This is a genomic window from Streptomyces abyssalis (genome assembly GCF_001751365.1).
GTDB classification, from domain to species: Bacteria; Actinomycetota; Actinomycetes; order Streptomycetales; family Streptomycetaceae; genus Streptomyces; species Streptomyces abyssalis.
Map to the genome: position 1 here is coordinate 106,175 of NZ_LJGT01000041.1, position 22,980 is coordinate 129,154.

19 protein-coding genes and 1 pseudogene are annotated in these 22,980 nt (G+C 70.6%); 16 read left to right on the top strand and 4 right to left on the bottom strand.

The window, feature by feature from the left end; all coding sequences use genetic code 11:
* Nucleotides 1-61: 61 nt before the first annotated feature.
* From AN215_RS21300 to nuoN, 12 genes and pseudogenes are all read left to right on the top strand, one after another.
* A complete protein-coding gene (locus tag AN215_RS21300; protein ID WP_070008970.1) occupies nucleotides 62-769 on the top strand; it encodes an NADH-quinone oxidoreductase subunit C in 708 nt (235 codons plus the stop codon).
* A complete protein-coding gene (locus tag AN215_RS21305) occupies nucleotides 769-2,100 on the top strand; it encodes an NADH-quinone oxidoreductase subunit D (protein WP_070008849.1) in 1,332 nt (443 codons plus the stop codon). The genes AN215_RS21300 and AN215_RS21305 overlap by 1 nt, the downstream gene beginning before the upstream one ends.
* Nucleotides 2,097-2,993 carry an NADH-quinone oxidoreductase subunit NuoE gene (nuoE, locus tag AN215_RS21310; RefSeq protein WP_070008850.1) on the top strand — a complete coding sequence of 299 codons (897 nt, stop codon included), beginning with the start codon at nucleotides 2,097-2,099 and terminating at the stop codon, nucleotides 2,991-2,993. Before AN215_RS21305 ends, nuoE begins: the two co-directional genes overlap by 4 nt.
* Nucleotides 2,993-4,342 (top strand): NADH-quinone oxidoreductase subunit NuoF, encoded by a 1,350-nt coding sequence (gene nuoF, locus AN215_RS21315; protein ID WP_070008851.1) that lies wholly within the window; start codon nucleotides 2,993-2,995, stop codon nucleotides 4,340-4,342. Before nuoE ends, nuoF begins: the two co-directional genes overlap by 1 nt.
* A complete protein-coding gene (locus tag AN215_RS21320; protein ID WP_070031224.1) occupies nucleotides 4,339-6,870 on the top strand; it encodes an NADH-quinone oxidoreductase subunit G in 2,532 nt (843 codons plus the stop codon). The genes nuoF and AN215_RS21320 overlap by 4 nt, the downstream gene beginning before the upstream one ends.
* Nucleotides 6,871-7,168: 298 nt before the next feature.
* Nucleotides 7,169-8,599 (top strand): NADH-quinone oxidoreductase subunit NuoH, encoded by a 1,431-nt coding sequence (gene nuoH / locus AN215_RS21325; protein WP_070008852.1) that lies wholly within the window; start codon nucleotides 7,169-7,171, stop codon nucleotides 8,597-8,599.
* Between the two features lie 73 nt (nucleotides 8,600-8,672).
* Nucleotides 8,673-9,224: pseudogene (gene nuoI, locus AN215_RS21330) on the top strand (NADH-quinone oxidoreductase subunit NuoI); the annotation flags it as partial.
* Nucleotides 9,225-9,376: 152 nt separating this feature from the next.
* Nucleotides 9,377-10,348, top strand: a complete 972-nt coding sequence (locus AN215_RS21335; protein ID WP_245694627.1) for an NADH-quinone oxidoreductase subunit J — start codon at nucleotides 9,377-9,379, stop codon at nucleotides 10,346-10,348.
* A complete protein-coding gene (nuoK, locus tag AN215_RS21340; protein ID WP_070008853.1) occupies nucleotides 10,345-10,644 on the top strand; it encodes an NADH-quinone oxidoreductase subunit NuoK in 300 nt (99 codons plus the stop codon). The genes AN215_RS21335 and nuoK overlap by 4 nt, the downstream gene beginning before the upstream one ends.
* A 13-nt stretch (nucleotides 10,645-10,657) precedes the next feature.
* Nucleotides 10,658-12,547: an NADH-quinone oxidoreductase subunit L gene (gene nuoL / locus AN215_RS21345; protein WP_070008854.1), complete on the top strand. Its 1,890-nt coding sequence runs from the start codon at nucleotides 10,658-10,660 to the stop codon at nucleotides 12,545-12,547.
* Between the two features lie 3 nt (nucleotides 12,548-12,550).
* A complete protein-coding gene (locus tag AN215_RS21350; protein ID WP_070008855.1) occupies nucleotides 12,551-14,215 on the top strand; it encodes an NADH-quinone oxidoreductase subunit M in 1,665 nt (554 codons plus the stop codon).
* Nucleotides 14,212-15,882, top strand: a complete 1,671-nt coding sequence (gene nuoN, locus AN215_RS21355; RefSeq protein ID WP_070008856.1) for an NADH-quinone oxidoreductase subunit NuoN — start codon at nucleotides 14,212-14,214, stop codon at nucleotides 15,880-15,882. The genes AN215_RS21350 and nuoN overlap by 4 nt, the downstream gene beginning before the upstream one ends.
* A gap of 83 nt (nucleotides 15,883-15,965) precedes the next feature.
* Here nuoN and AN215_RS21360 read toward each other — a convergent pair whose 3' ends face one another.
* A complete protein-coding gene (locus AN215_RS21360; protein WP_070008857.1) occupies nucleotides 15,966-16,283 on the bottom strand; it encodes a helix-turn-helix domain-containing protein in 318 nt (105 codons plus the stop codon).
* A complete protein-coding gene (locus AN215_RS21365; protein ID WP_070008858.1) occupies nucleotides 16,270-16,668 on the bottom strand; it encodes a type II toxin-antitoxin system RelE/ParE family toxin in 399 nt (132 codons plus the stop codon). Before AN215_RS21365 ends, AN215_RS21360 begins: the two co-directional genes overlap by 14 nt.
* Nucleotides 16,669-16,780: 112 nt before the next feature.
* Here AN215_RS21365 and AN215_RS21370 point away from each other — a divergent pair, with 112 nt between their 5' ends.
* A complete protein-coding gene (locus AN215_RS21370) occupies nucleotides 16,781-17,323 on the top strand; it encodes a hypothetical protein (protein ID WP_070008859.1) in 543 nt (180 codons plus the stop codon).
* A 109-nt stretch (nucleotides 17,324-17,432) separates the two neighbouring features.
* Entirely contained in the window at nucleotides 17,433-17,972 is a 540-nt protein-coding gene (locus AN215_RS21375) for a putative immunity protein (protein WP_070008860.1), read from the top strand.
* Nucleotides 17,973-18,064: 92 nt separating this feature from the next.
* On the opposite strand, the gene AN215_RS21380 is transcribed toward AN215_RS21375, so the two are convergent.
* Nucleotides 18,065-18,994 (bottom strand): fumarylacetoacetate hydrolase family protein, encoded by a 930-nt coding sequence (locus AN215_RS21380; protein WP_070008861.1) that lies wholly within the window; start codon nucleotides 18,992-18,994, stop codon nucleotides 18,065-18,067.
* 299 nt (nucleotides 18,995-19,293) lie between these two features.
* On the opposite strand from AN215_RS21380, the gene AN215_RS21385 reads away from it, so the two are divergent.
* Together AN215_RS21385 and AN215_RS21390 are read left to right on the top strand one after the other, a co-directional pair.
* Nucleotides 19,294-20,652: an enolase C-terminal domain-like protein gene (locus AN215_RS21385; RefSeq protein ID WP_070008862.1), complete on the top strand. Its 1,359-nt coding sequence runs from the start codon at nucleotides 19,294-19,296 to the stop codon at nucleotides 20,650-20,652.
* Between the two features lie 5 nt (nucleotides 20,653-20,657).
* Complete coding sequence (locus tag AN215_RS21390) at nucleotides 20,658-21,440, top strand: FadR/GntR family transcriptional regulator (RefSeq protein ID WP_079123306.1); 783 nt, start codon at nucleotides 20,658-20,660, stop codon at nucleotides 21,438-21,440.
* A gap of 254 nt (nucleotides 21,441-21,694) precedes the next feature.
* On the opposite strand, the gene fahA is transcribed toward AN215_RS21390, so the two are convergent.
* The gene (gene fahA, locus AN215_RS21395) at nucleotides 21,695-22,939 is read right to left on the bottom strand and encodes a fumarylacetoacetase (RefSeq protein ID WP_070008974.1); all 1,245 of its coding nucleotides are present in this window, start codon (nucleotides 22,937-22,939) and stop codon (nucleotides 21,695-21,697) included.
* Between the last annotated feature and the right edge of the window lie 41 nt (nucleotides 22,940-22,980).

Consider the following 22,980-nt stretch of genomic DNA (forward strand, 5'->3'; position numbering starts at 1 on the left):
CGAGCAGAACACGCCCGGAAACGGCGAGGAGAACGGAAACGGGGAGACCGCGAACGGCTCGGTGCCCGCGCCCCGTCAGGACCCCGGCGAGGTCATCGGCGTCCGCCGCGGAATGTTCGGCGCCAGCAACGGCGGCGACACCTCCGGTTACGGCGGCCTGGTCCGTACGGTCCGGCTGCCCCGCGCGAGCAGCCGTCCCTACGGCGGGCCGGGCGGCGAGGACGCGTACGGCTCCTTCGACGAGGTCGCGGACGAACTGGAAGGCGCACTCGAGGAGCAGGGGCTGGCGCCCGGGGAAGCCATCGAGAAGACCGTGATCGACCGCGGCGAGATGACGATCCACGTCGCGCGTGAGCACCTGCTCCAGGTCGTACGGACGCTGCGGGACGACCCGGCGCTCCGCTTCGAGCTGTGCACCGGCGTGAGCGGCGTGCACTTCCCCGACGACAGGGGCCGCGAGCTGCACGCCGTCAACCACCTGCGCTCGATCACTCATAACCGGCTGATCCGGGTGGAGGTCAGTGCGCCCGACAGCGACCCGCACATCCCCTCGATCGTCGAGGTCTATCCGACCAACGACTGGCACGAGCGCGAGACGTACGACTTCTTCGGCATCGTCTTCGACGGTCACCCCGCGCTGACGCGGATCATGATGCCCGACGACTGGCAGGGCCATCCGCAGCGCAAGGACTACCCGCTCGGCGGCATCCCCGTCGAGTACAAGGGCGCCCAGATCCCGGCTCCCGACCAGCGGAGGTCGTACAGCTGATGAGCACGCCAACACACGCACCCGCGGGCATCCGCGAGACCACCGAGGGCACCGTCTACGACGTCACCGGAGGCGACTGGGACGAGGTCGCCGCCGCTGCCGCCCGGAGCGACGACGAGCGGATCATCGTCAACATGGGCCCGCAGCACCCGTCCACGCACGGCGTGCTCCGGCTCATCCTCGAGATCGACGGCGAGACGGTCACCGAGGCCCGCTGCGGCATCGGCTACCTGCACACCGGCATCGAGAAGAACCTCGAGTACCGGACGTGGACGCAGGGCACGACCTTCGTGACGCGCATGGACTACCTCACGCCGTTCTTCAACGAGACGGCGTACTGCATGGCGGTCGAGAAGCTGCTCGGGATCGAGGACGACATCCCGGACCGCGCCAACGTCATCCGCGTGCTGCTGATGGAGCTGAACCGGCTCTCCTCGCACCTGGTGGCCATCGCCACCGGCGGCATGGAGCTCGGCGCCACCACCGTCATGATCTTCGGCTTCCGCGACCGCGAACTGGTCCTGGACCTGTTCGAGTTGATCACCGGCCTGCGGATGAACCACGCCTACGTCCGTCCCGGCGGCCTCGCCCAGGACCTTCCGCCCGGCACGGTCGACGCGCTGCGCGAATTCCTGAAGAAGATGAAGAAGAACCTGCCCGAGTACGACGCACTGTGCTCCGGCAACCCCGTCTTCAAGGCCCGCCTGCAGGACATCGGCCACCTCGACCTGGCCGGCTGCATGGCGCTCGGCGCCACCGGCCCGATCCTGCGCTCCGCCGGCCTCCCGCACGACCTGCGCAAGTCCGATCCGTACTGCGGCTACGAGACGTACGACTTCGAGGTGCCGACCGTCGACACCTGCGACTCCTACGGGCGCTTCCTGCTCCGCCTGGAGGAGATGCGCCAGTCGCTGCGCATCATCGAGCAGTGCATCGACCGCCTGGAGCCCGGCCCGGTCATGGTCGGCGACAAGAAGATCGCCTGGCCCGCCCAGCTCGCTCTCGGCCCTGACGGGCTCGGCAACTCGCTGGACCACATCAAGAACATCATGGGCACCTCCATGGAGGCCCTGATCCACCACTTCAAGCTGGTCACCGAGGGATTCCGTGTCCCGCCGGGACAGGCCTACGCGGCGGTGGAGTCCCCGAAGGGCGAGCTCGGCGTGCACGCCGTGAGCGACGGCGGCACCCGCCCGTACCGCGTGCACTTCCGCGACCCCTCCTTCACCAACCTCGAAGCCATGGCGGCGATGTGCGAAGGCGGACAGGTCGCCGACGTGATCGTGGCCGTGGCGTCCATCGACCCCGTGATGGGAGGCGTCGACCGATGACCACCGCGCCCGACCGGGGCAGCGCCCCGGAAGCACCGATGCTCGGCATCCCCGCCATGCCGGCGCCGGACTATCCGGCCGAGGTACGTGAGCGGCTGGAGCCGGACGCACGCGAGATCATCGCCCGCTACCCCGACAGCCGCTCCGCGCTGCTGCCGCTGCTGCACCTCGTGCAGTCCGAGGAGGGCCATGTCACGCCCACCGGGCAGCGGTTCTGCGCCGAGATGCTGGAGCTGACGACGGCGGAGGTGAACGCCGTCGCGACGTTCTACTCCATGTACCGGCGCAAGCCCTCCGGCGACTACCAGGTCGGCGTCTGCACCAACACGCTCTGCGCCGTGATGGGCGGCGACGCCATCTTCGACGACCTGAAGCAGCACCTGGGCGTCGGCAACAGCGAGACCACCGAGGACGGCAAGGTCACCCTCGAGCACATCGAGTGCAACGCCGCCTGCGACTACGCCCCTGTCGTGATGGTCAACTGGGAGTTCTTCGACAACCAGACGCCCGAGTCGGCCCGCCGGCTCGTCGACGATCTGCGCGCCGGACGCGAGGTCCTGCCGACGCGGGGCGCTCCGATGTGCACCTTCAAGGAGACCGCGCGCATCCTCGCCGGCTTCCCCGACGAGCGCCCCGGCGCCGTCGAGGCCACCGGGGGCGGCGGCGAACCGTCCCTCATCGGGCTGCGGCTCGCCAGGGGAGAGGCGCCCGCGGGCAGGCTCGCACACCCGCGCGGCCCGGCCGGTCCCGCCGACCAGCCCGTGCCGCTCCCCGGTGAGGAGGCCCCGGCGAGCCACCCCAGTTCGCACGACATGCCCCAGTCGACGTCCGCGTCGGATCCGGCCAGCGACTCCGGCCCCGTCAGGCCCGGGTCGGAGGAGGAGAGCGAGTGATGGCGACGGAATCCCCCGAGAAGCTGCTGACGCCGGTCCTCTCCGCGTACTGGGACGAGCCCGAAGCCTGGTCGCTGGAGACGTACAAGCGGCGCCACGACGGATACGAGGGCCTGAAGAAGGCCCTGGCCATGCCGCCTGACGACGTCATCGCGTACGTGAAGGAAGCCGGTCTGCGCGGCCGCGGCGGCGCGGGCTTCCCCACGGGCATGAAGTGGCAGTTCATCCCGCAGGGCGACGACAAGCCGCACTACCTCGTCGTCAACGCCGACGAGTCGGAGCCGGGCACCTGCAAGGACATCCCGCTGATGTTCGCCAACCCGCACTCCCTCATCGAGGGCATCGTCATCGCCTGCCACGCGATCCGCTCCTCCCACGCGTTCATCTACCTGCGCGGCGAGGTCGTGCCCGTGCTGCGGCGTCTGCACCTCGCCGTGCGCGAGGCGTACGAGGCGGGGCTCCTCGGCAGGAACGCCCTGGGCGAGGGCAAGCACCTGGAGCTGACCGTGCACGCGGGCGCGGGCGCGTACATCTGCGGTGAGGAGACGGCGCTGCTGGACTCCCTGGAGGGGCGGCGCGGACAGCCCCGGCTGCGGCCGCCGTTCCCCGCCGTCGCCGGCCTCTACGCGTGCCCCACGGTCGTGAACAACGTCGAGTCCATCGCCTCGGTGCCCGCCCTGATGAACAGGGGCAAGGAGTGGTTCCGCTCCATGGGCAGCGAGAAGTCCCCGGGCTTCACGCTCTACTCGCTCAGCGGGCACGTGGCGGGCCCCGGCCAGTACGAGGCACCGCTCGGCATCACCCTGCGCGAACTCCTGGAGGTGAGCGGCGGCATGCGCCCGGGCCACCGGCTGAAGTTCTGGACGCCGGGCGGCTCCTCGACTCCGCTGCTCACCGACGAGCACCTCGACGTGCCGCTGGACTACGAGGGCGTGGGCGCCGCCGGCTCCATGCTCGGCACCAAGGCGCTGCAGTGCTTCGACGAGACGACCTGCGTCGTACGGGCCGTCACGCGCTGGACCGAGTTCTACGCCCACGAGTCCTGCGGCAAGTGCACACCCTGCCGCGAAGGCACGTACTGGCTCGTGCAGTTGCTGCGCGACTTCGAGGCGGGCAAGGCCACGAAGGCCGACATCGACAAGATCGACGACATCCAGGACAACATCAACGGCAAGTCCTTCTGCGCGCTCGGCGACGGCGCGGCCTCCCCGATCTACTCGTCGCTGCAGTACTTCCGCGAGGAGTACGAGCAGCACATCGAGGAGGGCGGCTGCCCGTTCGACCCCGCGAAGTCGACCGTCTGGGCCGACGACCGCAGCCGGAGCGCTCACCCGGAGGTGCAGGCGTGACAGTCACCACAGACGCGAAGACCTCCTCGGGGGGCGAGGGACCACCACCGGAGGACCTGGTCTCGCTCACCATCGACGGGGCCGAGATCTCCGTGCCGAAGGGCACGCTGGTCATCCGCGCCGCCGAGGAACTGGGCATCGAGATCCCGCGCTTCTGCGACCACCCGCTGCTGGACCCGGTCGGTGCCTGCCGTCAGTGCATCGTCGAGGTCGAGGGCCAGCGCAAGCCGATGGCGTCCTGCACCATCACCTGCACCGACGGCATGGTGGTCAAGACGCAGCTCTCCTCGGCCGTAGCGGAGAAGGCCCAGCGCGGTGTGATGGAGCTGCTGCTCATCAACCACCCGCTGGACTGCCCCGTCTGCGACAAGGGCGGTGAGTGCCCCCTGCAGAACCAGGCGATGTCCGCGGGCTCGGCCGACTCCCGCTTCGAGGGCGCCAAGCGCACCTTCGCCAAGCCGGTGCCGATCTCCGACCAGGTGCTGCTCGACCGCGAGCGGTGCGTGCTGTGCGCGCGCTGCACCCGTTTCTCCAACCAGATCGCGGGCGACCCGATGATCGAGATGCTGGAGCGCGGCGCGCTGCAGCAGATCGGTACGGGCGAGGGCGAGCCCTTCCAGTCGTACTTCTCCGGCAACACGATCCAGATCTGCCCGGTGGGCGCGCTCACTTCGGCGGCGTACCGCTTCCGTTCGCGCCCCTTCGACCTGGTCTCCTCGCCGTCGGTCTGCGAGCACTGCTCGGGCGGCTGCGCGACGCGTACGGACCACAGGCGCGGCAAGGTCATGCGCCGCATGGCCGGCAACGACCCCGAGGTCAACGAGGAGTGGATCTGCGACAAGGGCCGTTTCGGGTTCCGCTACGCACAGCGCCCGGACCGCCTCACCACGCCGCTGGTCCGCGGCGACGACGGTGAACTCGCCCCGGCGAGCTGGCCGGAGGCGCTGGAGGCCGCGGCCCGCGGGCTGGCCGGAGCACGCGGACGGGCCGGCGTGTTGACCGGCGGCCGGGTCACCGTCGAGGACGCCTACGCGTACGCGAAGTTCGCGCGAGTTGCGCTGGACACCAACGACATCGACTTCCGGGCACGCGTCCACTCCCGGGAGGAGACGGCCTTCCTGACCGAAAGGGTCGCCGGGCAGGGCCTCGACCTCGGGGGCGGTGGCATCACCAACGCCGCCCTGGAGGCGGCCCCTGCCGTCCTGCTCGTCGGCTTCGAGGCCGAGGAGGAGGCGCCCGGCGTCTTCCTGCGGCTGCGCAAGGGCATGCGCAAGCACGGCCAGCGCACGTTCTCCCTCGCCTCGCACGCCACCCGCGGTCTGGAGAAGGCGGGCGGCACGCTGCTCCCGGCCGCGCCCGGCACGGAGTCCGAGTGGCTGGACGCGCTGTCCGGCCGGGTCGGGCTCGACGAGACCGGCGGTACCGCGGCCGACGCGCTGCGCGCCGAGGGTTCGCTGATCATCGTCGGCGAACGGCTGGCGGCGGTGCCCGGCGCGCTGACCGCGGCCGTGCGTACGAGCGCCGCCACCGGCGCCCGCCTGGTGTGGATTCCCCGCCGTGCCGGTGAGCGCGGCGCCATCGAGGCCGGCGCGCTGCCGACGCTGCTGCCGGGTGCCCGTCCGGTGTCCGACGCCCGTGCCCGCGAGGAGGTCGCGCGCGCCTGGGGCCTGGCCGGACTGCCCGCCGGGCCCGGCCGCGACACGGCCGCGATCATCGACGCCGCGGTCGACGGCGAGCTGGCGGCGCTGGTCGTCGGCGGCGTCGAGCTCGCAGATCTGCCGGACCCGGCGCGTGCGGCGCAGGCGCTCGACGAGGTGGGCTTCCTCGTCAGCCTGGAGCTGCGGCCGAGCGAGGTCACAGACCGGGCGGACGTCGTCCTCCCCGTCTCCGCCGTCGCCGAGAAGGCCGGCACGTTCCTCAACTGGGAGGGCCGGGTAAGGCCGTTCGAGGCCTCGCTGAAGGCGGACCAGATGACGCGCCGGCACGTACAGCCGGACGCGCGGGTGCTGCACATGCTCGCCGACGCCCTCGACGTGCACCTGGGCCTGCCGGACGTACGGACCATCCGCGGCGAGATCGACAGGCTCGGCCAGTGGGACACCGGGGCCTCCGCGGACTCCTTCACCGGCGGCACCGGAGCCAAGGGCGCCGCGTCCTCCACGCCACAGGCGGGCAAGGGCGAGGCGGTGCTCGCCGGGCACCGGCTGCTGCTCGACCAGGGGCGGCTCCAGGACGGCGACGAGGCGCTCGCCGGCACCCGGCACGCCGCACGCGCCCGGCTCTCCAGGGCCACGGCCGCCGAGGCGGGCGTCACCGACGGCGACATGCTCTCGGTCTCGGGGCCGCTGGGCAGCGTCCAGCTCCCGCTGGAGATCACGCAGATGCCGGACCGTGTCGTGTGGCTTCCGCTGAACTCCACGGGCGGCGGCGTCCAGGCGGACACCGGCGCCCTTCCGGGCGAACTGGTCCGGATCGCGGCGGCACCCGGTCCGCGTGACCGCGCCGTACAAGAGGAGGTGGGCGCGTGAGCGCGCGTTACGCGCTGTGCGCTCGCTGCGACAGCGTTTCTGCCGCTCCGGCCGCGAGCTGCGCAACGGCGTGTATTCCGCGGGGAGTTGCCGGGCCCGTGGCCCGGGCGTCCGCGGGGTGCGCCGGCGCCGCAGGCCTGCCGGCCGGGCGGGCGCCGCGGCGCCCGCGGACAAGTCCTTGGGCGGCAGCGCCCACTGCGCGTCGTACAGGAGGAGGTGAGCGCGTGAGCGCGCTCGTCACGGACCGGCACAGCGCGCGCAGCGCTCGCGCCCGCGCCCGCACCGGGGAGGTGGCCGCATGACCGGCACCGGCACCGGCACCGTCGTCCTCGCCGAGGAGGATCTCTCCTTCTTCGGCCACGACCCGATCTGGCTGATCGCGCTCAAGGCCGTCTTCTGCTTCGCGTTCCTGATGGTGACCGTGCTGATCTCCATCGTCATGGAGCGCAAGGTCGTCGCGTGGATGCAGCTGCGCGTCGGCCCGAACCGGCACGGGCCGTGGGGCATGCTCCAGTCGCTCGCCGACGGCATCAAGCTGATGCTGAAGGAAGACGTCGTCGTCAAGGGCGCCGACAAGGTCGTCTACCTGCTCGCGCCGGTCCTCGCGGCCATTCCCGCCTTCCTGGCGATCGCGGTCATCCCCTTCGGGCCGCCGGGCAACGAGGTCTCCATCTTCGGCACCCGTACCGCGATGCAGCTCACCGACCTTCCGGTGGCCGCCCTCTACATCCTGGCCACCGCGTCCATCGGTGCGTACGGCGTGGTGCTCGCGGGCTGGTCGTCGAACTCGACGTACCCGCTGCTCGGAGCCGTCCGTGCCACCGCGCAGGTCATCAGCTACGAGATCGCGATGGGGCTCAGCTTCGCCGCGGTCTTCCTCTACTCCGGCTCGATGTCGACGTCGGCGATCGTGGACGCGCAGCAGGACACGTGGTTCGTGGCGCTGCTGCCGGTGTCGTTCCTGATCTACATGGTCTCGATGGTCGGCGAGGCGCACCGCGCGCCGTTCGACATGCCGGAGTCCGAGGGCGACCTGGTCGCGGGCTACCAGACCGAGTACAGCTCCATCAAGTTCGCGCTGTTCATGATGGCCGAGTACGTGCACATCGTGACGCTCTCCGCCCTCGCGGCCACCCTGTTCCTGGGCGGCTGGCGGGCGCCGGCGCCGATCTCCACGTACTGGGAAGGCGCCAACCACGGCTGGTGGCCGCTGCTCTGGTTCTTCCTCAAGGTGTGCGCCTTGATCTTCTTCTTCGTCTGGATCCGCGGCACGCTCCCGCGTGTGCGCTACGACCAGTTCATGAAGCTGGGCTGGAAGGTCCTCATCCCCGTCTCCCTGGTGTGGCTGATGCTCGTCGCCACCGTGCGGGCGATGCGCAACGAGGGTTACGACTTCGCGGGGATCGTCTACTGGGTCGCGGGCGCGGCCCTCGCGGTCCTGCTGGTCTCCTTCGTCATCGACGTCTTCCGCGGACGCAAGGAGGAGGCGGAGGAGGAAGCCGCCGGGAAGAAGGCGGAGTCCGAGGTCTTCGATCCGATGGCGGGCGGCTTCCCCGTACCGCCGCTGCCCGGGCAGACCCTGCCGCCGGTGCCACGGCGCCGCTCCCGCCTCGACCGTGAGCTGGTCGGGCCGTCCGGTGCGCCGGAATCACCGGGCGAGGCGGGCGAGCAGGGCAAGGGCGCCCGTGCCGCCCAGAAAACTGACGGAAAGGAGGCCGACGGTGCCTGACAACGAAGCAGAGGGCCTGCACCCCAAGACCCCCCGCAGCTCCGTGGCCGGCTTCGGCTTGACCTTCAAGGACATGTTCAAGAAGCGGCTGACCGAGCAGTACCCGGAGTACAAGAAGCCGACGGCACCGCGCTTCCACGGCCGCCACCAGCTCAACCGGCACCCCGACGGGCTCGAGAAGTGCATCGGCTGCGAGCTGTGCGCATGGGCCTGTCCCGCTGACGCCATCTACGTCGAGGGCGCGGACAACACCGACGAGGAGCGCTACTCGCCGGGTGAGCGCTACGGCCGCGTCTACCAGATCAACTATCTGCGCTGCATCCTGTGCGGCCTGTGCGTCGAGGCGTGCCCCACGCGCGCGCTGACGATGACCAACGACTACGAACTGGCCGACTCCTCCCGCGAATCGCTCATCTACACCAAGAAGGAGCTGCTCGCGGGCCTGGAGGAGGGCATGGTCGACTCCCCGCACGCGATCTTCCCGGGCATGACGGAGAAGGACTACTACCGCGGACTGGTGACCGAGGCCGCAGCCGGCACCGAGCAGCAGACCGTGACCGACACCGGCGACCCGCAGGAGTCCGCCCGGGACTTCGGGTCCGCGGAACCCGCCGCTCAGCCGGTCGTCACCGACGGCCCCGCGGGCGCCGCCGCCGACGACGGCGGAGTCGACCCCTCGGCGCGCGACGCCGTCGAGGCGGAGACCGCGGCGGCCGGGGCGGCCGTACGGGCCCAGGGCAACCGCTCCGGGAACGACTCGAAGGAGGGCCGGTGACCATGGCCGTACTGCCAGCCATGTCCGCCGCGCCGGGCTCCGCGGGCCCGGCCGTCCTCGCCGCCACATCGACCTCGGCGGGAGAGACGGCGGCGTTCTGGGTGCTGGGTTCGGTCGCCGTGCTCGGCGCGCTCGGCACCGTACTGCTGCGGCGCGCGGTGCACTCCGCGTTGTGCCTCGCGGGGACGATGGTGATCCTGGCGCTCTTCTACCTCGCCAACGGCGCGTACTTCCTGGGCATCGTGCAGATCGTCGTCTACACCGGCGCCGTGATGATGCTCTTCCTCTTCGTGCTGATGCTCGTGGGCGTGAGCACCGCCGACTCCCTCAAGGAGACGCTCAAGGGCCAGCGGTGGCTCGCGGCGGCCTGCGGACTCGGCCTGGGAATCCTGCTCGTCGCAGGCCTCGGCCAGGTCTCGGTGCGCTCCTTCGAGGGTCTCGGGCAGGCCAACGCGGGCGGGAACGTACCGGCGCTGGCCTCGCTGCTGTTCACCAAGTACGTCGTCGCCTTCGAGGTGGTGGGCGCGCTGCTCACCGTCGCCGCCGTCGGCGCGACGCTGCTGACGCACCGCGAGCGCATCGAGAAGACCAAGTCGCAGCGCGAACAGGCCGAAGAGCGCGTGAGGGCCGGCAAGCATCTGCCGCCGCTGCCCGCGCCCGGTGTGTACGCGCGGCACAACGCCGTGGACCGTCCCGGCCTGCTGCCCGACGGCACCCCGTCCGACCTGACCGTCAGCGCGACGCTGCGCAACCGCGGCCAGGTGCGCGAGGTCGGTCCGGAGGCGCTGCACCGCGTCGCCGCGCTCGAGCAGCGCACCGCGGACAGCCACGGCCAGACCGAGCACACCGGACGGATGTACGGCGAACCGCACGACCCGGAGCGGGACGTGGACGACGCCGACGACGAGGGGCAGGGCGGCCGTGAGGCACGCAAGGCCCGTGGCGACGCCCGCGAAGAGGAGGCCGCCAAGTGAGCCCCGTCAACTACGTCTATCTCGCCGCGGTGCTGTTCACCATCGGCGCCGCCGGAGTGCTGATCAGGCGGAACGCGATCGTGGTGTTCATGTGCGTCGAACTGATGCTGAACGCGGCGAACTTGACCCTGGTCGCCTTCTCCCGCATCCACGGCAATCTCGACGGCCAGATCATGGCGTTCTTCGTCATGGTCGTCGCCGCGGCCGAGGTCGTGGTCGGGCTGGCGATCATCGTGATGATGTACCGCTCCCGTCACTCGGCATCGGTCGACGACGCCAGCCTGATGAAGCTGTAAGGGGTACGAACCAGTGGAGTCATTGATCGGACTGCTCGTCGGCTTCCCGCTGCTGGGCGCGGCGGTGCTGCTGTGCGGCGGCGCGAAACTCGACCGGAGCGGGCACTGGCTGGGCGTGCTGTTCTCGGGGGCCTCGTTCGTGACGGGCGTCGTCCTCTTCGCCGGCATGCTCGGCAGGCCCACCGACGAACGCGCCCTGCACCAGCACCTGTTCAGCTGGGTGCCGGTGGAGAGCTTCCAGGCGGACGTCGCCTTCCAGCTCGACCAGCTCGCCATGACCTTCGTGCTGCTGATCACCGGTGTGGGCACGCTGATCCACATCTACTCGGTCGGCTACATGGAGCACGACGTCGGCCGCCGCCGCTTCTTCGGCTATCTCAACCTCTTCCTCGCCGCGATGCTGCTGCTCGTCCTCGCGGACAACTACCTGCTGCTGTACGTCGGTTGGGAGGGCGTCGGCCTCGCGTCGTACCTGCTCATCGGCTTCTGGCAGTTCAAACCGAGCGCGGCCGTGGCGGCGAAGAAGGCGTTCCTGGTCAACCGTGTCGGCGACGCGGGCCTGGCCATCGCGATCTTCCTGATGTTCACCACGTTCGGCACGTTCACCTTCGCGCCCGTACTGGAGAACGCGACGGACGCCGGCGAGGGCATGCTGACCGCGATCGGGCTGATGCTGCTGCTCGCCGCGTGCGGCAAGTCCGCACAGGTGCCGCTGCAGTCCTGGCTCGGTGACGCGATGGAGGGCCCGACCCCGGTCTCCGCCCTCATCCACGCGGCGACGATGGTGACCGCGGGCGTGTATCTGATCACCCGCTCCGGCGCGATCTTCAACGGAGCGCCGGACGCGCAGACGGCGGTGGTCGTCGTCGGCGCCGTCACGCTCATCTTCGGTGCGATCGTCGGTTGCGCGAAGGACGACATCAAGAAGGCGCTGGCCGGTTCGACGATGTCGCAGATCGGCTACATGGTCCTGGCGGCCGGACTCGGCCCGATCGGCTACGCGTTCGCCATCATGCACCTCGTCACGCACGGCTTCTTCAAGGCCGGGCTCTTCCTCGGAGCCGGCAGCGTGATGCACGGCATGAACGACGAGGTCGACATGCGCAAGTACGGCGGCCTGCGGAAGTACATGCCGGTCACCTTCGTGACGTTCGGGCTCGGCTACCTCGCCATCATCGGCTTCCCCGGGCTCTCCGGCTTCTTCTCCAAGGACCAGATCATCGAGGCCGCGTTCGCCAAGGGCGGCACGCAGGGCCTGATCCTCGGCGCGGTCACGCTGATCGGCGCCGCGATCACCGCGTACTACATGACGCGCGTGATGCTGATGACGTTCTTCGGCGAGGAGCGCTGGCGCGGCCAGGAGAACGAGCCGCACCCGCACGAGTCCCCGAAGGTCATGACGGTCCCGATGATCGTGCTGGCCTTCGGATCGGTGTTCGCGGGCGGCCTGTTCAAGGCGGGCGAGTCCTTCGTCCACTGGCTGGAGCCGGTCACGCAGTTCGAGCACGGCCACTCGCCGTTCTCGGCGGCCGTGGTGACGGGCATGACGGTCGTGGCGCTGCTGATCGGCGTCGCCGGGGCGTGGCTGCAGTACGGCCGCAGGCCCGTGCCGTCCGTGGCGCCGCGCGGCAGCCTGCTGACGCGTGCGGCCCGCCGCGACCTGCTCCAGGACGACTTCAACCACGTCGCCCTGGTCAAGCCGGGCGAGTATCTGACGCGCGGACTGGTCTATGCCGACAACAAGGTGGTCGACGGGGCGGTCAACGGCACCGCCGCCGCCTTCGGCGGCCTCTCCGGCCGTACGCGCCGGGTCCAGAACGGTTTCGTCCGCTCGTACGCGGTCTCGATGTTCGGCGGCGCGGCGGTACTGGTCGCCGCGACGCTGCTGATGAGGGCGGTCTGAGTCATGTCTGTAGCAAACGCAGGATTCCCCCTGCTGACGGTCACGGCCGCGCTGCCCGCGGCCGGCGCGATCGCCACCGCGGCCCTGCCCGCCGCGAAGCGGGGTGCCGCGAAGTGGGTGGCGCTGGTCGTCTCCGTGGCGACGCTCGTCCTCTCGCTCGTCGTGCTGGCGCGCTTCGACCCGGGCGGCCCGCGCTACCAGCTCACCGAGTCGCACGCCTGGATCGCGGACTTCGGCGTGCGGTACGAGCTGGGCGTGGACGGCATCGGGGCCGTGCTGATCGCCCTCACGGCGCTGCTGCTCCCGTTCATCATCGCGGCGGCCTGGCACGACGCGGACGAGCTGGAGCCCGCACGGCCCAACCGGCGGTGGCGGCCCACTCAGGGCTTCTTCGCGCTGATGCTCGCCACCGAGGCGATGGTGATCATCTCCTTCGCCGCGACCGACGTGTTCCTCTTCTACGTCTTCTTCGAAGCCATGCTGATCCCGATGTACTTCCTCATCGGCGGCTTCGGCGACCGTGCGCACGCCGCGGGCGAGGAGGAGGCCGCGAAGCAGCGCTCGTACGCGGCCGTGAAGTTCCTGCTCTACAACCTCGTCGGCGGCCTCATCATGCTGGCTGCGGTGATCGGCCTCTTCGTCGTCACCTCCGACCAGCTCGGCGAGGGCACCTTCTCGCTGCAGAAGATCACCGAGGCCCGCGCGGACGGCGGCTTCCAGCTCGACACGAACATCGAGCGGCTGCTCTTCCTGGGCTTCTTCTTCGCCTTCGCGGTGAAGGCCCCGCTGTGGCCCCTGCACACCTGGCTGCCCAACGCCATGGGTGAGTCGACCGCGCCGGTGGCCGTCCTGATCACCGCCGTCGTCGACAAGGTCGGCACCTTCGCGATGCTCCGCTTCTGCCTCGGCCTCTTCCCCGAGGCGAGCAAGTGGGCCACGCCGGTGGTGCTCGTACTGGCCCTGGTGAGCATCCTCTACGGCGCGTTGCTGGCCGTGGGCCAGCGGGACATCAAGAGGCTCATCGCCTACGCCTCCATCTCCCACTTCGGCTTCATCATCCTCGGCGTCTTCGCCATGACCAGCCAGGGCCAGAGCGGCGCGACGCTCTACATGGTCTTCCACGGCGTCTCCACCGCCGCGCTGATGCTGGTCGCCGGCTTCCTCATCAGCCGCCGCGGTTCGCGTCTCATCGCGGACTACGGAGGGGTGCAGAAGGTCGCGCCCGTACTCGCCGGGACGTTCCTGGTGGGTGGTCTGGCCACGCTCTCGCTGCCCGGACTGGCGCCGTTCATCAGCGAGTTCCTGGTGCTGGTGGGCACGTTCAGCCGGTACCCGGTCGCGGGCATCGTCGCCACGGCGGGCATCGTCCTCGCCGCGCTGTACGTACTGCTGATGTACCAGCGCACCATGACAGGGCCCGTCACGAGGCCCGAGGTGCGGGCCATGCCGGACCTGCGGGTGCGGGAAATGGCGGTGGCGGTGCCGCTCGTGGCACTGCTGGTCTTCCTGGGCGTCTTCCCGAAGCCCCTGACCGACATCGTCAACCCGGCCGTCGAGCACACGATGTCGGACGTGCAGAAGAAGGACCCGGAACCGGACCACCAAGTCGCCGAGACGGGCTGGTTCGACTACAAGCCGGCTGAGCACGCCGGAGGTGACCACAAGTGAGCGCGGTGGCAACGGTTTCGGGGGCGGCGAGTTCCGTCCCCAGCCTGTGGACACTGGGGGCGGAGCAACTCCAGGCCCCGAAGATCGAGTACGCCCAGCTGTCGCCGACGCTGATCGTGCTCGGGGCGGCCGTCGTCGGCATCGTGCTGGAGGCGTTCCTCCCGCGGAAGTTCCGCTACGGCGCGCAGTTGATCCTCGCGGCGCTCGGGCTGGCCTCCGCGTTCGCGGCGGTGCTCGGCCTCGCGATCTCGGGGCACGCGACGACCAAGGCGGCCATCGCGGGCATGGGCGCCATCGCCGTCGACGGGCCGACGCTCTTCCTGCAGGGCACGATCCTGCTGGTCGGGCTGGTCTCCGTCTTCGTCTTCGCCGAGCGCCGGCTGGAGCCCCGCTCGCACAAGAGCGGCGCCCACGTGGACTCCTGGGCGGCACAGCCCGCGTCCGTACCGGGCGGCGAGGGCGAGCGTGAGGCCACGAAGGCGGGCTGGACGACCACCGAGGTCTATCCGCTGCTGCTCTTCGCGGTCGGCGGTATGCTCATCTTCCCCGCCGCGAACGACCTGTTGACGCTCTTCATCGCGCTGGAGGTCTTCTCCCTCCCGCTCTACCTGCTGTGCGCGCTGGCCCGCCGCCGGCGGCTGCTCTCGCAGGAGGCGGCGGTCAAGTACTTCCTGCTGGGCGCCTTCTCCTCCGCGTTCCTGCTGTTCGGCGCCGCACTGCTGTACGGCTACGCGGGCACCGTCGACTACTCGGGCATCGCCCGCGTCATCGGCAACGCCGACCGGACCACGAGCGCCGTGCTCGCGGAGACCACCGGCAACGACGCGCTGCTGCTGATCGGCGGCGCCCTGGTGGTCATGGGCCTGCTGTTCAAGGTCGGCGCCGTCCCGTTCCACATGTGGACCCCGGACGTCTACCAGGGCGCCCCCACGCCGGTGACCGGCTTCATGGCGGCGGCGACGAAGGTGGCCGCGTTCGGCGCGCTGCTGCGCCTGCTGTACGTGGTGCTGCCGGGCCTGCGCTGGGACTGGCGGCCGGTGATGTGGGGCGTCGCGATCCTCACGATGCTGGCCGGCGCGGTCGTCGCGATCACGCAGACCGACATCAAGCGGCTGCTGGCCTACTCGTCGATCGCACACGCGGGTTTCCTGCTCGCCGGCGTCATCGCCACATCGAGGGACGGCGTCTCCTCGGTGCTCTTCTACCTGGGCGCCTACTCGTTCGTGACGCTGGGCGCCTTCGCGGTGGTCACGCTCGTACGGGACGCGGGCGGTGAGGCGACACACCTGTCCAAGTGGGCCGGGCTGGGGCGCCGTTCGCCACTGCTGGCCGGGGTCTTCGCGGTGTTCCTGCTGGCCTTCGCCGGGATTCCGCTGACGTCCGGGTTCTCCGGCAAGTTCGCGGTGTTCAAGGCGGCGGCGGAGGGCGGCGCCGGCGCGCTCGTCGTCGTCGGTGTCATCGCCTCGGCGATCGCGGCGTTCTTCTACATCCGCGTCATCGTGCTGATGTTCCTGAGCGAGCCGAAGGCGGACGGGCCGACGGTCGCCGTCCCCAGCGTCTGGACGACGTCCGCCATCACGGCCGGCGTCCTGGTCACGATCGTGCTGGGTGTCGCCCCGCAGTACTTCCTGGACCTGGCGAGCCAGGCGGGCGTCTTCGTCCGCTAGCCGGACCGCCCGCGCCGCTGCCCGGCACCCCGCCAAGGGGCGCCGGGCAGCGGCATGTTGTGTCGCGTTCGGATCCTGCAGCGTCAGAGGCGGACGGAGACGTTGCCGATGGTGGCCAGTATCGTCAACTCGCCCCCGATGGCGTGCAGATAGGCGGCCATGCTCGCCGTGTCCAGCCCGGCCTGGCCTCGTTCGATCTGGCTCACACGTCCTTGGGTGACGCCCATGGCCTCCGCCACGTCTTTCTGGGAAAGGCCCTGTGCCTTGCGGAGCGAGGCCAGTTCATGACCCCGCTCGGCGTCGAGCATCTGTCGCTTGATCTCGTCGATCCGTTTGCGGTCCCCGTCATCGAGACCGGCGGTGACGTCGGCCATCGTTCCGAGTTCTTCAGCGCGAGTCATCGTTTCCGTCCTCTTTCTCCAGAGCCTCCAGGTAGGCGGTGTACTTTCGGTCAGCCTCCCTGATCGCCTTGGGATACCAGGAATCCCACTGCCGTCTTGCGGCCTTGTCACCCGCGACGAGGAAGATCGCTCTCCGCGCCGGGTCGAAGACGAAGAGGAGCCGGATGCTGACGGTCGCACCACTGCGTGGGCGCAACTCCCGCATGTTCCGGTACCGGCTCCCGTCGATCGCCCCGACGCTGGGGCGACGTAGCGCCGGGCCGCCTTCCTGCAGTCGTTCCAGCGCGGCGACCACGTGGTGGTAGCTTTCCAGGTCCTTCTCGCGGAGGCCGTTGATCCATTGAAGAACGTCCTCGAAGAATCTGAGCTCGTACCGGTCTTTCACCTCCCGATATTAGCACGAACTAATACCTCTGTTGGCCTATTGGGCGTCGGCTGCTAACTTGACGTGGCCCTGTCGAAACGGGGTTGGTGAACCGGAGACCGAAGGAGTTCGGGTGCGCAGGTCAGCGCGGAGTGCGGCGGCGGTGGCCGCGGCAGCGGCGATCGCGCTGCTGCTGAGCGGCTGCGGAAGCGGCGACGACACCGGCGGCAAGGACGACGGCGGCGGAGGCGAGCAGGAGAAGTCCGCGCCGCCCTCGGAGTCCGCGTCCCCGTCCGAGCCGTCGCCGGACCAGCCCTCCGAGGACGACGCCCCCGAGGGCGGCTCGGGCGACGGCGGTGACGGCGGCTCCGGCAAGGCGGGCAAGCTGGCGGGCGTCTGGAAGGCGAAGGGCAAGCAGTACGTGCTCACCTTCGTCGGCGACGAGGTCACGCTGCTCCGCGTGAAGGGGCGGAACTGCACGGGCGGCCTGGGCGGCGCGGACGGACGGTCGCTGAACCTCAAGTGCCCGGACGGCGGGGACCAGACCCGTACGAACGGCACGGTCGGCGCCGTCAAGGGCAAGTCGGTGAAGGTGAGTTGGAAGGGCGGCCCGACCGAGGTCTACGCCCGTGTCACCGACGTCCCCGTGGAGCTGCCCGAGAGCCCGGAGTCCTGACGGAGGACGGCCACGGGCGTCAGGACCGGACGGAGTCCGGGGCGGGCATCGGGACCGAAACGGAGTCCGGGGCCGTCGTCGGCCACCGTGCCGGTGGGAGAATCGGGCAATGACGACCGGCGCCGGTGACTTCGAACTGACCGTGGAGGAGCTGCGCGTCGTGGCCCGCTACGTGGCGGAGAGTGCTCAGGAAGTACTTCCGGTGTTCGAGGAGGGGGTTCCCGGTGATACTCGGCCTCGTGCGGCCGTCGACGCTGCCTGGGAGTTCGTGAACGGGGCGAGAAGGACCAGACTGCAGCGCGTTGCCGCGTTGGACGCACACCGCGCGGCGAGGGAAGCCCCCACCGAAGCCGCACGTCTCGCTGCGCGCGCCGCCGGAGACGCCGCAGCTGCCGCGTATCTGCACCCCATCGCGAAGGCCACCCAGGTAGGTCACCTCCTGCGCGGTGCTGCGTGCGCGGCCCGCGTGGCCGAGTTGCGCGCAGGCGGCGACCCGAACGCCGCAGACAGGCTCCTGGAGCAGGCCAGGCGACGCGCCTCGCCGGTCCTCATCGACGTCCTTGACCGGTATCCGCCTGCGCCGGCAGGCAGGAGCCGCGTTGCCCACCTGATGAGCAGCCTGGACGCTTCCCTGCGTACATCGCGCTGAGGAACACCGTGGGGACGTCACGGGTGCCGTGACCGGCTGACGATCACGAAGCCGTGAGCCGCCGGCGTCGTCCGCTGTCGCGGGCCGCGGAGTTACCCGGCGGCGCGCCGTTCGCGGCGGAGGAGGGGGTTGTCGACCGCTTCGGTAAGCCAGTCGAGCCGGGACTGATCGCCGACCACCGGGTTCGTCAGCCGGCCGACGCCCTCGATCTCGATCTCGGCGGTGTCGCCGTGCCGCAGCGTGAAGTCCATGCCGGGGACGATGCCGGTGCCCGTCGCCAGCACGGCGCCGTCGGGGAACGGCTGGGCGTGCCACAGGTATCCGGCCAAGGCGTGCGGGTCACGGTGGAAGGCGGCGGTCGAGGTCTCGCCCTCGAAGACGGCCGCACCGTCGCGGCTGATGGTGAGGGTGATCCGGAGCGCGCTCACATCGTCCAGCTCCCATGCGGGGACGATGCCGGACGAGACGGCCGCGCTGCCGCCGTAGATCTTCGCCTGGGGCAGATACAGGGGGTTCTCGCCCTCGATGGTGCGGGAACTCACGTCGTCGGTGACGACGTAACCCACGGTCTCAGCCCGGCTGTTGAGGACGAGCCCCAGTTCGGGTTCGGGCACGTTCAGCTCGGAGTCGTCGCGTACGGCGACGGGTTCGCCGTCGGTCACGATCCGCCACGGCTGCGCCTTGAAGAAGAGCTCGGGCCGTTCGGCGTCGTAGACGCGCTCGTAGATGGACTGTTCGGTGCTCTCCGCGACGCGGGCCTCGCGTGAGCGTTCGTAGGTGACGCCGGCCGCCCACAGCTCCATCAGCCCGTCCAGCGGCGGCAGCAGGACGACGCCGCCCTCGGAGAAGACGGGGGGCCCGCCGGCGGTCCGCTCGGTCAGGGCGCGCAGCTCGCCGACGGGGAGCCGCAGCAGATCGGCGACGCGCGGCGTGCCTTCGAAGGGGCGGACGGCCCCCGCCTCGTCCGCGATGCCGGTACGTACGGTTCCGCTGTCGTCAGCGAAGCGCACTATGCGAGTCATTGCTGCTCCTCTCTGCCAGTGGCTGTGCCGGTGCCTCTTCCGTGCGTTTCCCGAGCGTGCCGCTGCGCTGCTGCTCAGCGAAGACATCAGACCGCTGGAACGTAACCTTCACGTTCCGTCGTGACAAGGGGTTTCTCAACTGGTCTGGTCTGTGTTCACCGTGCAGGAGGGGTCTGGTGGACAGAACAGACATCTGACATCTTGGGTCGTGTGTTCGCTGTGCTCGCCCGTTCCCGCAGCCCGTCCCGCACCCGGCGCAGCCTTCGCAGCCCTGCCGCACGTATCAGGAGTGAGTGCCGATGACCGCCCGCATCGTCGACATCGAGACGATCGACGTCCGTTTTCCCACCTCGCGCGCCCTCGACGGCTCCGACGCCATGAACGAGGCGCCCGACTACTCCGCCGCCTACGTGATCCTGCACGTCGGCGACGACGGAGACGGAGAGGGAAGCCCGGACGACACCGCTCCGCATGTGCCCGAGGGGCACGGTTTCACGTTCACCATCGGCAGGGGAACGGATCTGGCGGTGAGCGCCGCACAGGCCATCGGACGGCGCGCCGTGGGCATGTCCGTCGACGAGATCACCGGCGACCTCGGCGCCTTCTCGCGCCACCTCCTCGGCGACAGCCAGCTGCGCTGGCTCGGCCCGGACAAGGGCGCCATCCACCTCGGCGCCGCGGCGGTCATCAACGCCGCCTGGGACCTGGCCGCCAAGCGTGCGGGCAAGCCCGTGTGGAAGCTGCTCGCCGACTTCACCCCGCGCCAGATCGTCGACCTGGTCGACTGGCGCTACCTGAGGGACGCACTCACGCCCGAGGCCGCCCTGGAGCTGCTGGAGTCGCGGGCGGCGGGCCGCGCCGAACGCGAGGCATACGTACGCGAGCACGGCTACCCCGCGTACACGACCAGCGCCGGCTGGCTCGGATACGACGACGAGAAGCTGGCGAGGCTGTGCCGCGAGGCCGTCGAGCAGGGATGGGACTCGGTCAAGCTCAAGGTGGGCGGCGACCTCGCCGACGACGTACGCCGCTGCCGCATCGCCCGCGACATCATCGGCCCCGACCGCCGGCTGATGATCGACGCCAACCAGGTGCTCGGCGTCGACGAGGCGATCGAATGGGCGGACGCGCTGCGGGAGTTCGACATCTGGTGGTTCGAGGAGCCCACCAGCCCGGACGACGTGCTCGGTCACGCCGCCATCCAGCGGCGCATCGCACCCACGCACGTCGCCACCGGCGAACACGCGCACAACGCCGTGATGTTCAAGCAGTTCCTGCAGGCCGGTGCGATCGGCATCTGCCAGATCGACGCGTGCCGGCTCGGCGGCGTCAACGAGGCGGTTGCCGCGCTGCTGCTGGCCGCCGCTCACGACGTACCGGTGTGCCCGCACGCGGGCGGCGTCGGGCTGTGCGAACTGGTGCAGCACCTGTCGGTCTTCGACTACGTGGCGGTCAGCGGCTCCATGGAGGACCGTGTCGTGGAGTACGTCGACCATCTGCACGAGCACTTCCACGATCCCGTACGGGTCGAGGGCTCGCGCTACCGCGTGCCCGAAGTCCCCGGCTACAGCGCTCAGATCCGCCGCGAGACCCTTGAGGCCCACCGCTTCCCCGAGGGGTCCGTGTGGAGCGGCGCGGCGGCCCCGGTGACATCCTGACCGGCATGACAGGGACGAACGTGACAGCGGGCAGATCCGGCGCGGGCTCCGGTGCGGGGTCCGGTGCGGTCGGGGCCGCCGGCAGCGTCGTGGACGTCGCGATCAGCCGTCTGAAACAGCGCATCGGCAGCGGTGAGTTCACCCCGGGGCACCGGCTGCCTCCAGAGTCGGTGCTCGCGGCGGAACTGGAGCTGTCCCGTCCGTCCCTGCGCGAGGCCGTACGGGCGCTCGCCATGGCCGGAGTGCTCGAAGTGCGGCGCGGCGACGGCACGTTCGTCACCGATCTCCGCCCCGAACGGCTGATGAGCGCCATCGGCAGCTTCCTCGACCTCGCGCAGGACACCGCCCTGGACGAGATGCTGGAGTGCCGCAAGGTGCTGGAGCCGGGTGCCACGGCGCTCGCGGCCACCCGCATCGACGACGCCGCGCTCGACGGGCTGCTGGAGCGGATGGAGCGGATGCGGACGCTGCAGGATCCCGGCGAACTCGTCCGCGAGGACCTGGCCTTCCACGCGGACATCGTCGCCGCGACGGGCAACCGCACGCTGCAGTCCCTCGTCTCCACCGTGAGCGCCCGCACCGCCAGGGCCCGCATGTGGCGGGCCCTGGTCAAGTCCGACGTCCTCGCCTGGACGCATCAGCAGCACATGGACATCCACAGCGCGCTGCGCGCCCGCGACAGCCTCGGCGCCTTCGCGGCGGCGAGCCGTCACGTGGGCGACGTGGAGAGATGGGTGCGCGAGCGTCTCGACGCGGTACGGGAGGGCCCTGGCGGGCCGAGCGCCTGACCGCCTGGCCGGGACTCGTGCCGTGACCCCGGGACCCGGGGCCCGTCCGCGCCGGGCGCAGGACCGGCCGGCAGACGGGTCGCGGCCGTTTCCGCACCGCCGGGCTCCCTCGTGTCGCTCCCGGCCGCCGCCGCCACGGCACGCACCGCTGGACCGTTCTCGGAGGTCCGCCCAAGTACCGGGCCGGGCCCCCGAGTCGGGCCCCCCGAGTCGGCCCCCGAATCGGTACGGAGCCCCGGAAGCCGACCGCGCGTCTAGCGGGACGGCTCCACGCGCGCCGTGACCTCGCCCAGGCCGATGCGGCTCCCGCCCGGCCCCGGAGCCCACGCCGAGAGTGTCACCTCGTCGCCGTCCTCCAGGAACGCACGGCTGCCGTCCGGGAGTTCGAGCGGCTCCTTGCCGCCCCAGGTCAGCTCCAGCAGACAGCCCCGCTGCGAGCGCTCGGGGCCGCTGACGGTGCCGGATGCGTAGAGGTCGCCCGTACGCAGCGAGGCGCCGTTGACCGTCATGTGCGCGAGCTGCTGTGCCGCCGTCCAGTACATCGCGGAGAACGGCGGCTCGGAGACGGTGTGGCCGTTGATGCTCACCGTGATGCGCAGGTCGATGCCGCCGGGCTCCGGTTCCGCCGAGTCCTCCAGGTAGGGCAGCAGCGGCACGTCGCGGGCGGGCGGCGCGATGCGGGCGGCGTCCAGGGCGTCCAGCGGTGTGACCCACGCGGACACGGACGTCGCGAACGACTTGCCGAGGAAGGGGCCGAGCGGCACGTACTCCCAGCCCTGGATGTCGCGCGCCGACCAGTCGTTGAGCAGCGTCACCCCGAAGACGTGGTCGCGGAAGCCGGAGAGCGGCACGCTCTCGCCGTGCGCGGACGGGGTGCCGACGACGAAGGCGACTTCGGCCTCGATGTCGAGCCGCTTCGACGGGCCGAAGGAGGGCGCGTCCTCGTGCGGCGGCTTGCGCTGGCCCCGAGGCCGTACGACGGGGGTGCCGGAGACGACGACCGTGCCCGCGCGGCCGTGGTAGCCGATGGGCAGATGCTTCCAGTTGGCGGGCAGCGCCGCGTTGTCGGGCCGGAAGATCTTGCCGACGTTGGTCGCGTGGTGCTCGCTCGCGTAGAAGTCGACGTAGTCGGCGACCTCGAACGGCAGCCGCATCGTCACCTCGGACAGCGGCCGCATGAACCGGGCGGCCGTCTCCCGGTGCTCCGGCGCGGTCAGCCACTCGCGCAGCTCCGCCCGCACGGCCTGCCACACGGGGCGTCCCGCGGCCATCAGCGGTCCCAGCAGCGGCTGTTGGAGCAGGTCCGCGTGCGCCGATCCGAATGCCGCCGCCGCACCGCCCGCGTCCAGCACGAAGTCGCCGTGGCGGACGACTATGTGCGGACGGTCCGGGTGCTCCGCAGTGGTGCACACGCCGTACGGGAGGTTGTCCGGGCCGAAGGGGTCGCCCTCGGGCAGGTCGGTGGGGGCTCCCGCACGTGGCTGTGGGGGAGGGGTCAGGTCTGTCACATTGCCTCGCCTTCGAGATCGTCGCCGGTCGG

Bases quoted from the DNA above. Each gene is read 5' to 3' on its own strand.
- AN215_RS21360 (WP_070008857.1), bottom strand. From the start codon at position 16,283: ATGACTCGCGCTGAAGAACTCGGAACGATGGCCGACGTCACCGCCGGT.
- AN215_RS21390 (WP_079123306.1), top strand. From the start codon at position 20,658: ATGACAGGGACGAACGTGACAGCGGGCAGATCCGGCGCGGGCTCCGGT.
- AN215_RS21335 (WP_245694627.1), top strand. From the start codon at position 9,377: ATGGCCGTACTGCCAGCCATGTCCGCCGCGCCGGGCTCCGCGGGCCCG.
- nuoE (WP_070008850.1), top strand. From the start codon at position 2,097: ATGACCACCGCGCCCGACCGGGGCAGCGCCCCGGAAGCACCGATGCTC.
- nuoH (WP_070008852.1), top strand. From the start codon at position 7,169: ATGACCGGCACCGGCACCGGCACCGTCGTCCTCGCCGAGGAGGATCTC.
- AN215_RS21305 (WP_070008849.1), top strand. From the start codon at position 769: ATGAGCACGCCAACACACGCACCCGCGGGCATCCGCGAGACCACCGAG.
- AN215_RS21350 (WP_070008855.1), top strand. From the start codon at position 12,551: ATGTCTGTAGCAAACGCAGGATTCCCCCTGCTGACGGTCACGGCCGCG.
- nuoF (WP_070008851.1), top strand. From the start codon at position 2,993: ATGGCGACGGAATCCCCCGAGAAGCTGCTGACGCCGGTCCTCTCCGCG.
- AN215_RS21375 (WP_070008860.1), top strand. From the start codon at position 17,433: ATGACGACCGGCGCCGGTGACTTCGAACTGACCGTGGAGGAGCTGCGC.
- AN215_RS21380 (WP_070008861.1), bottom strand. From the start codon at position 18,994: ATGACTCGCATAGTGCGCTTCGCTGACGACAGCGGAACCGTACGTACC.
- AN215_RS21385 (WP_070008862.1), top strand. From the start codon at position 19,294: ATGACCGCCCGCATCGTCGACATCGAGACGATCGACGTCCGTTTTCCC.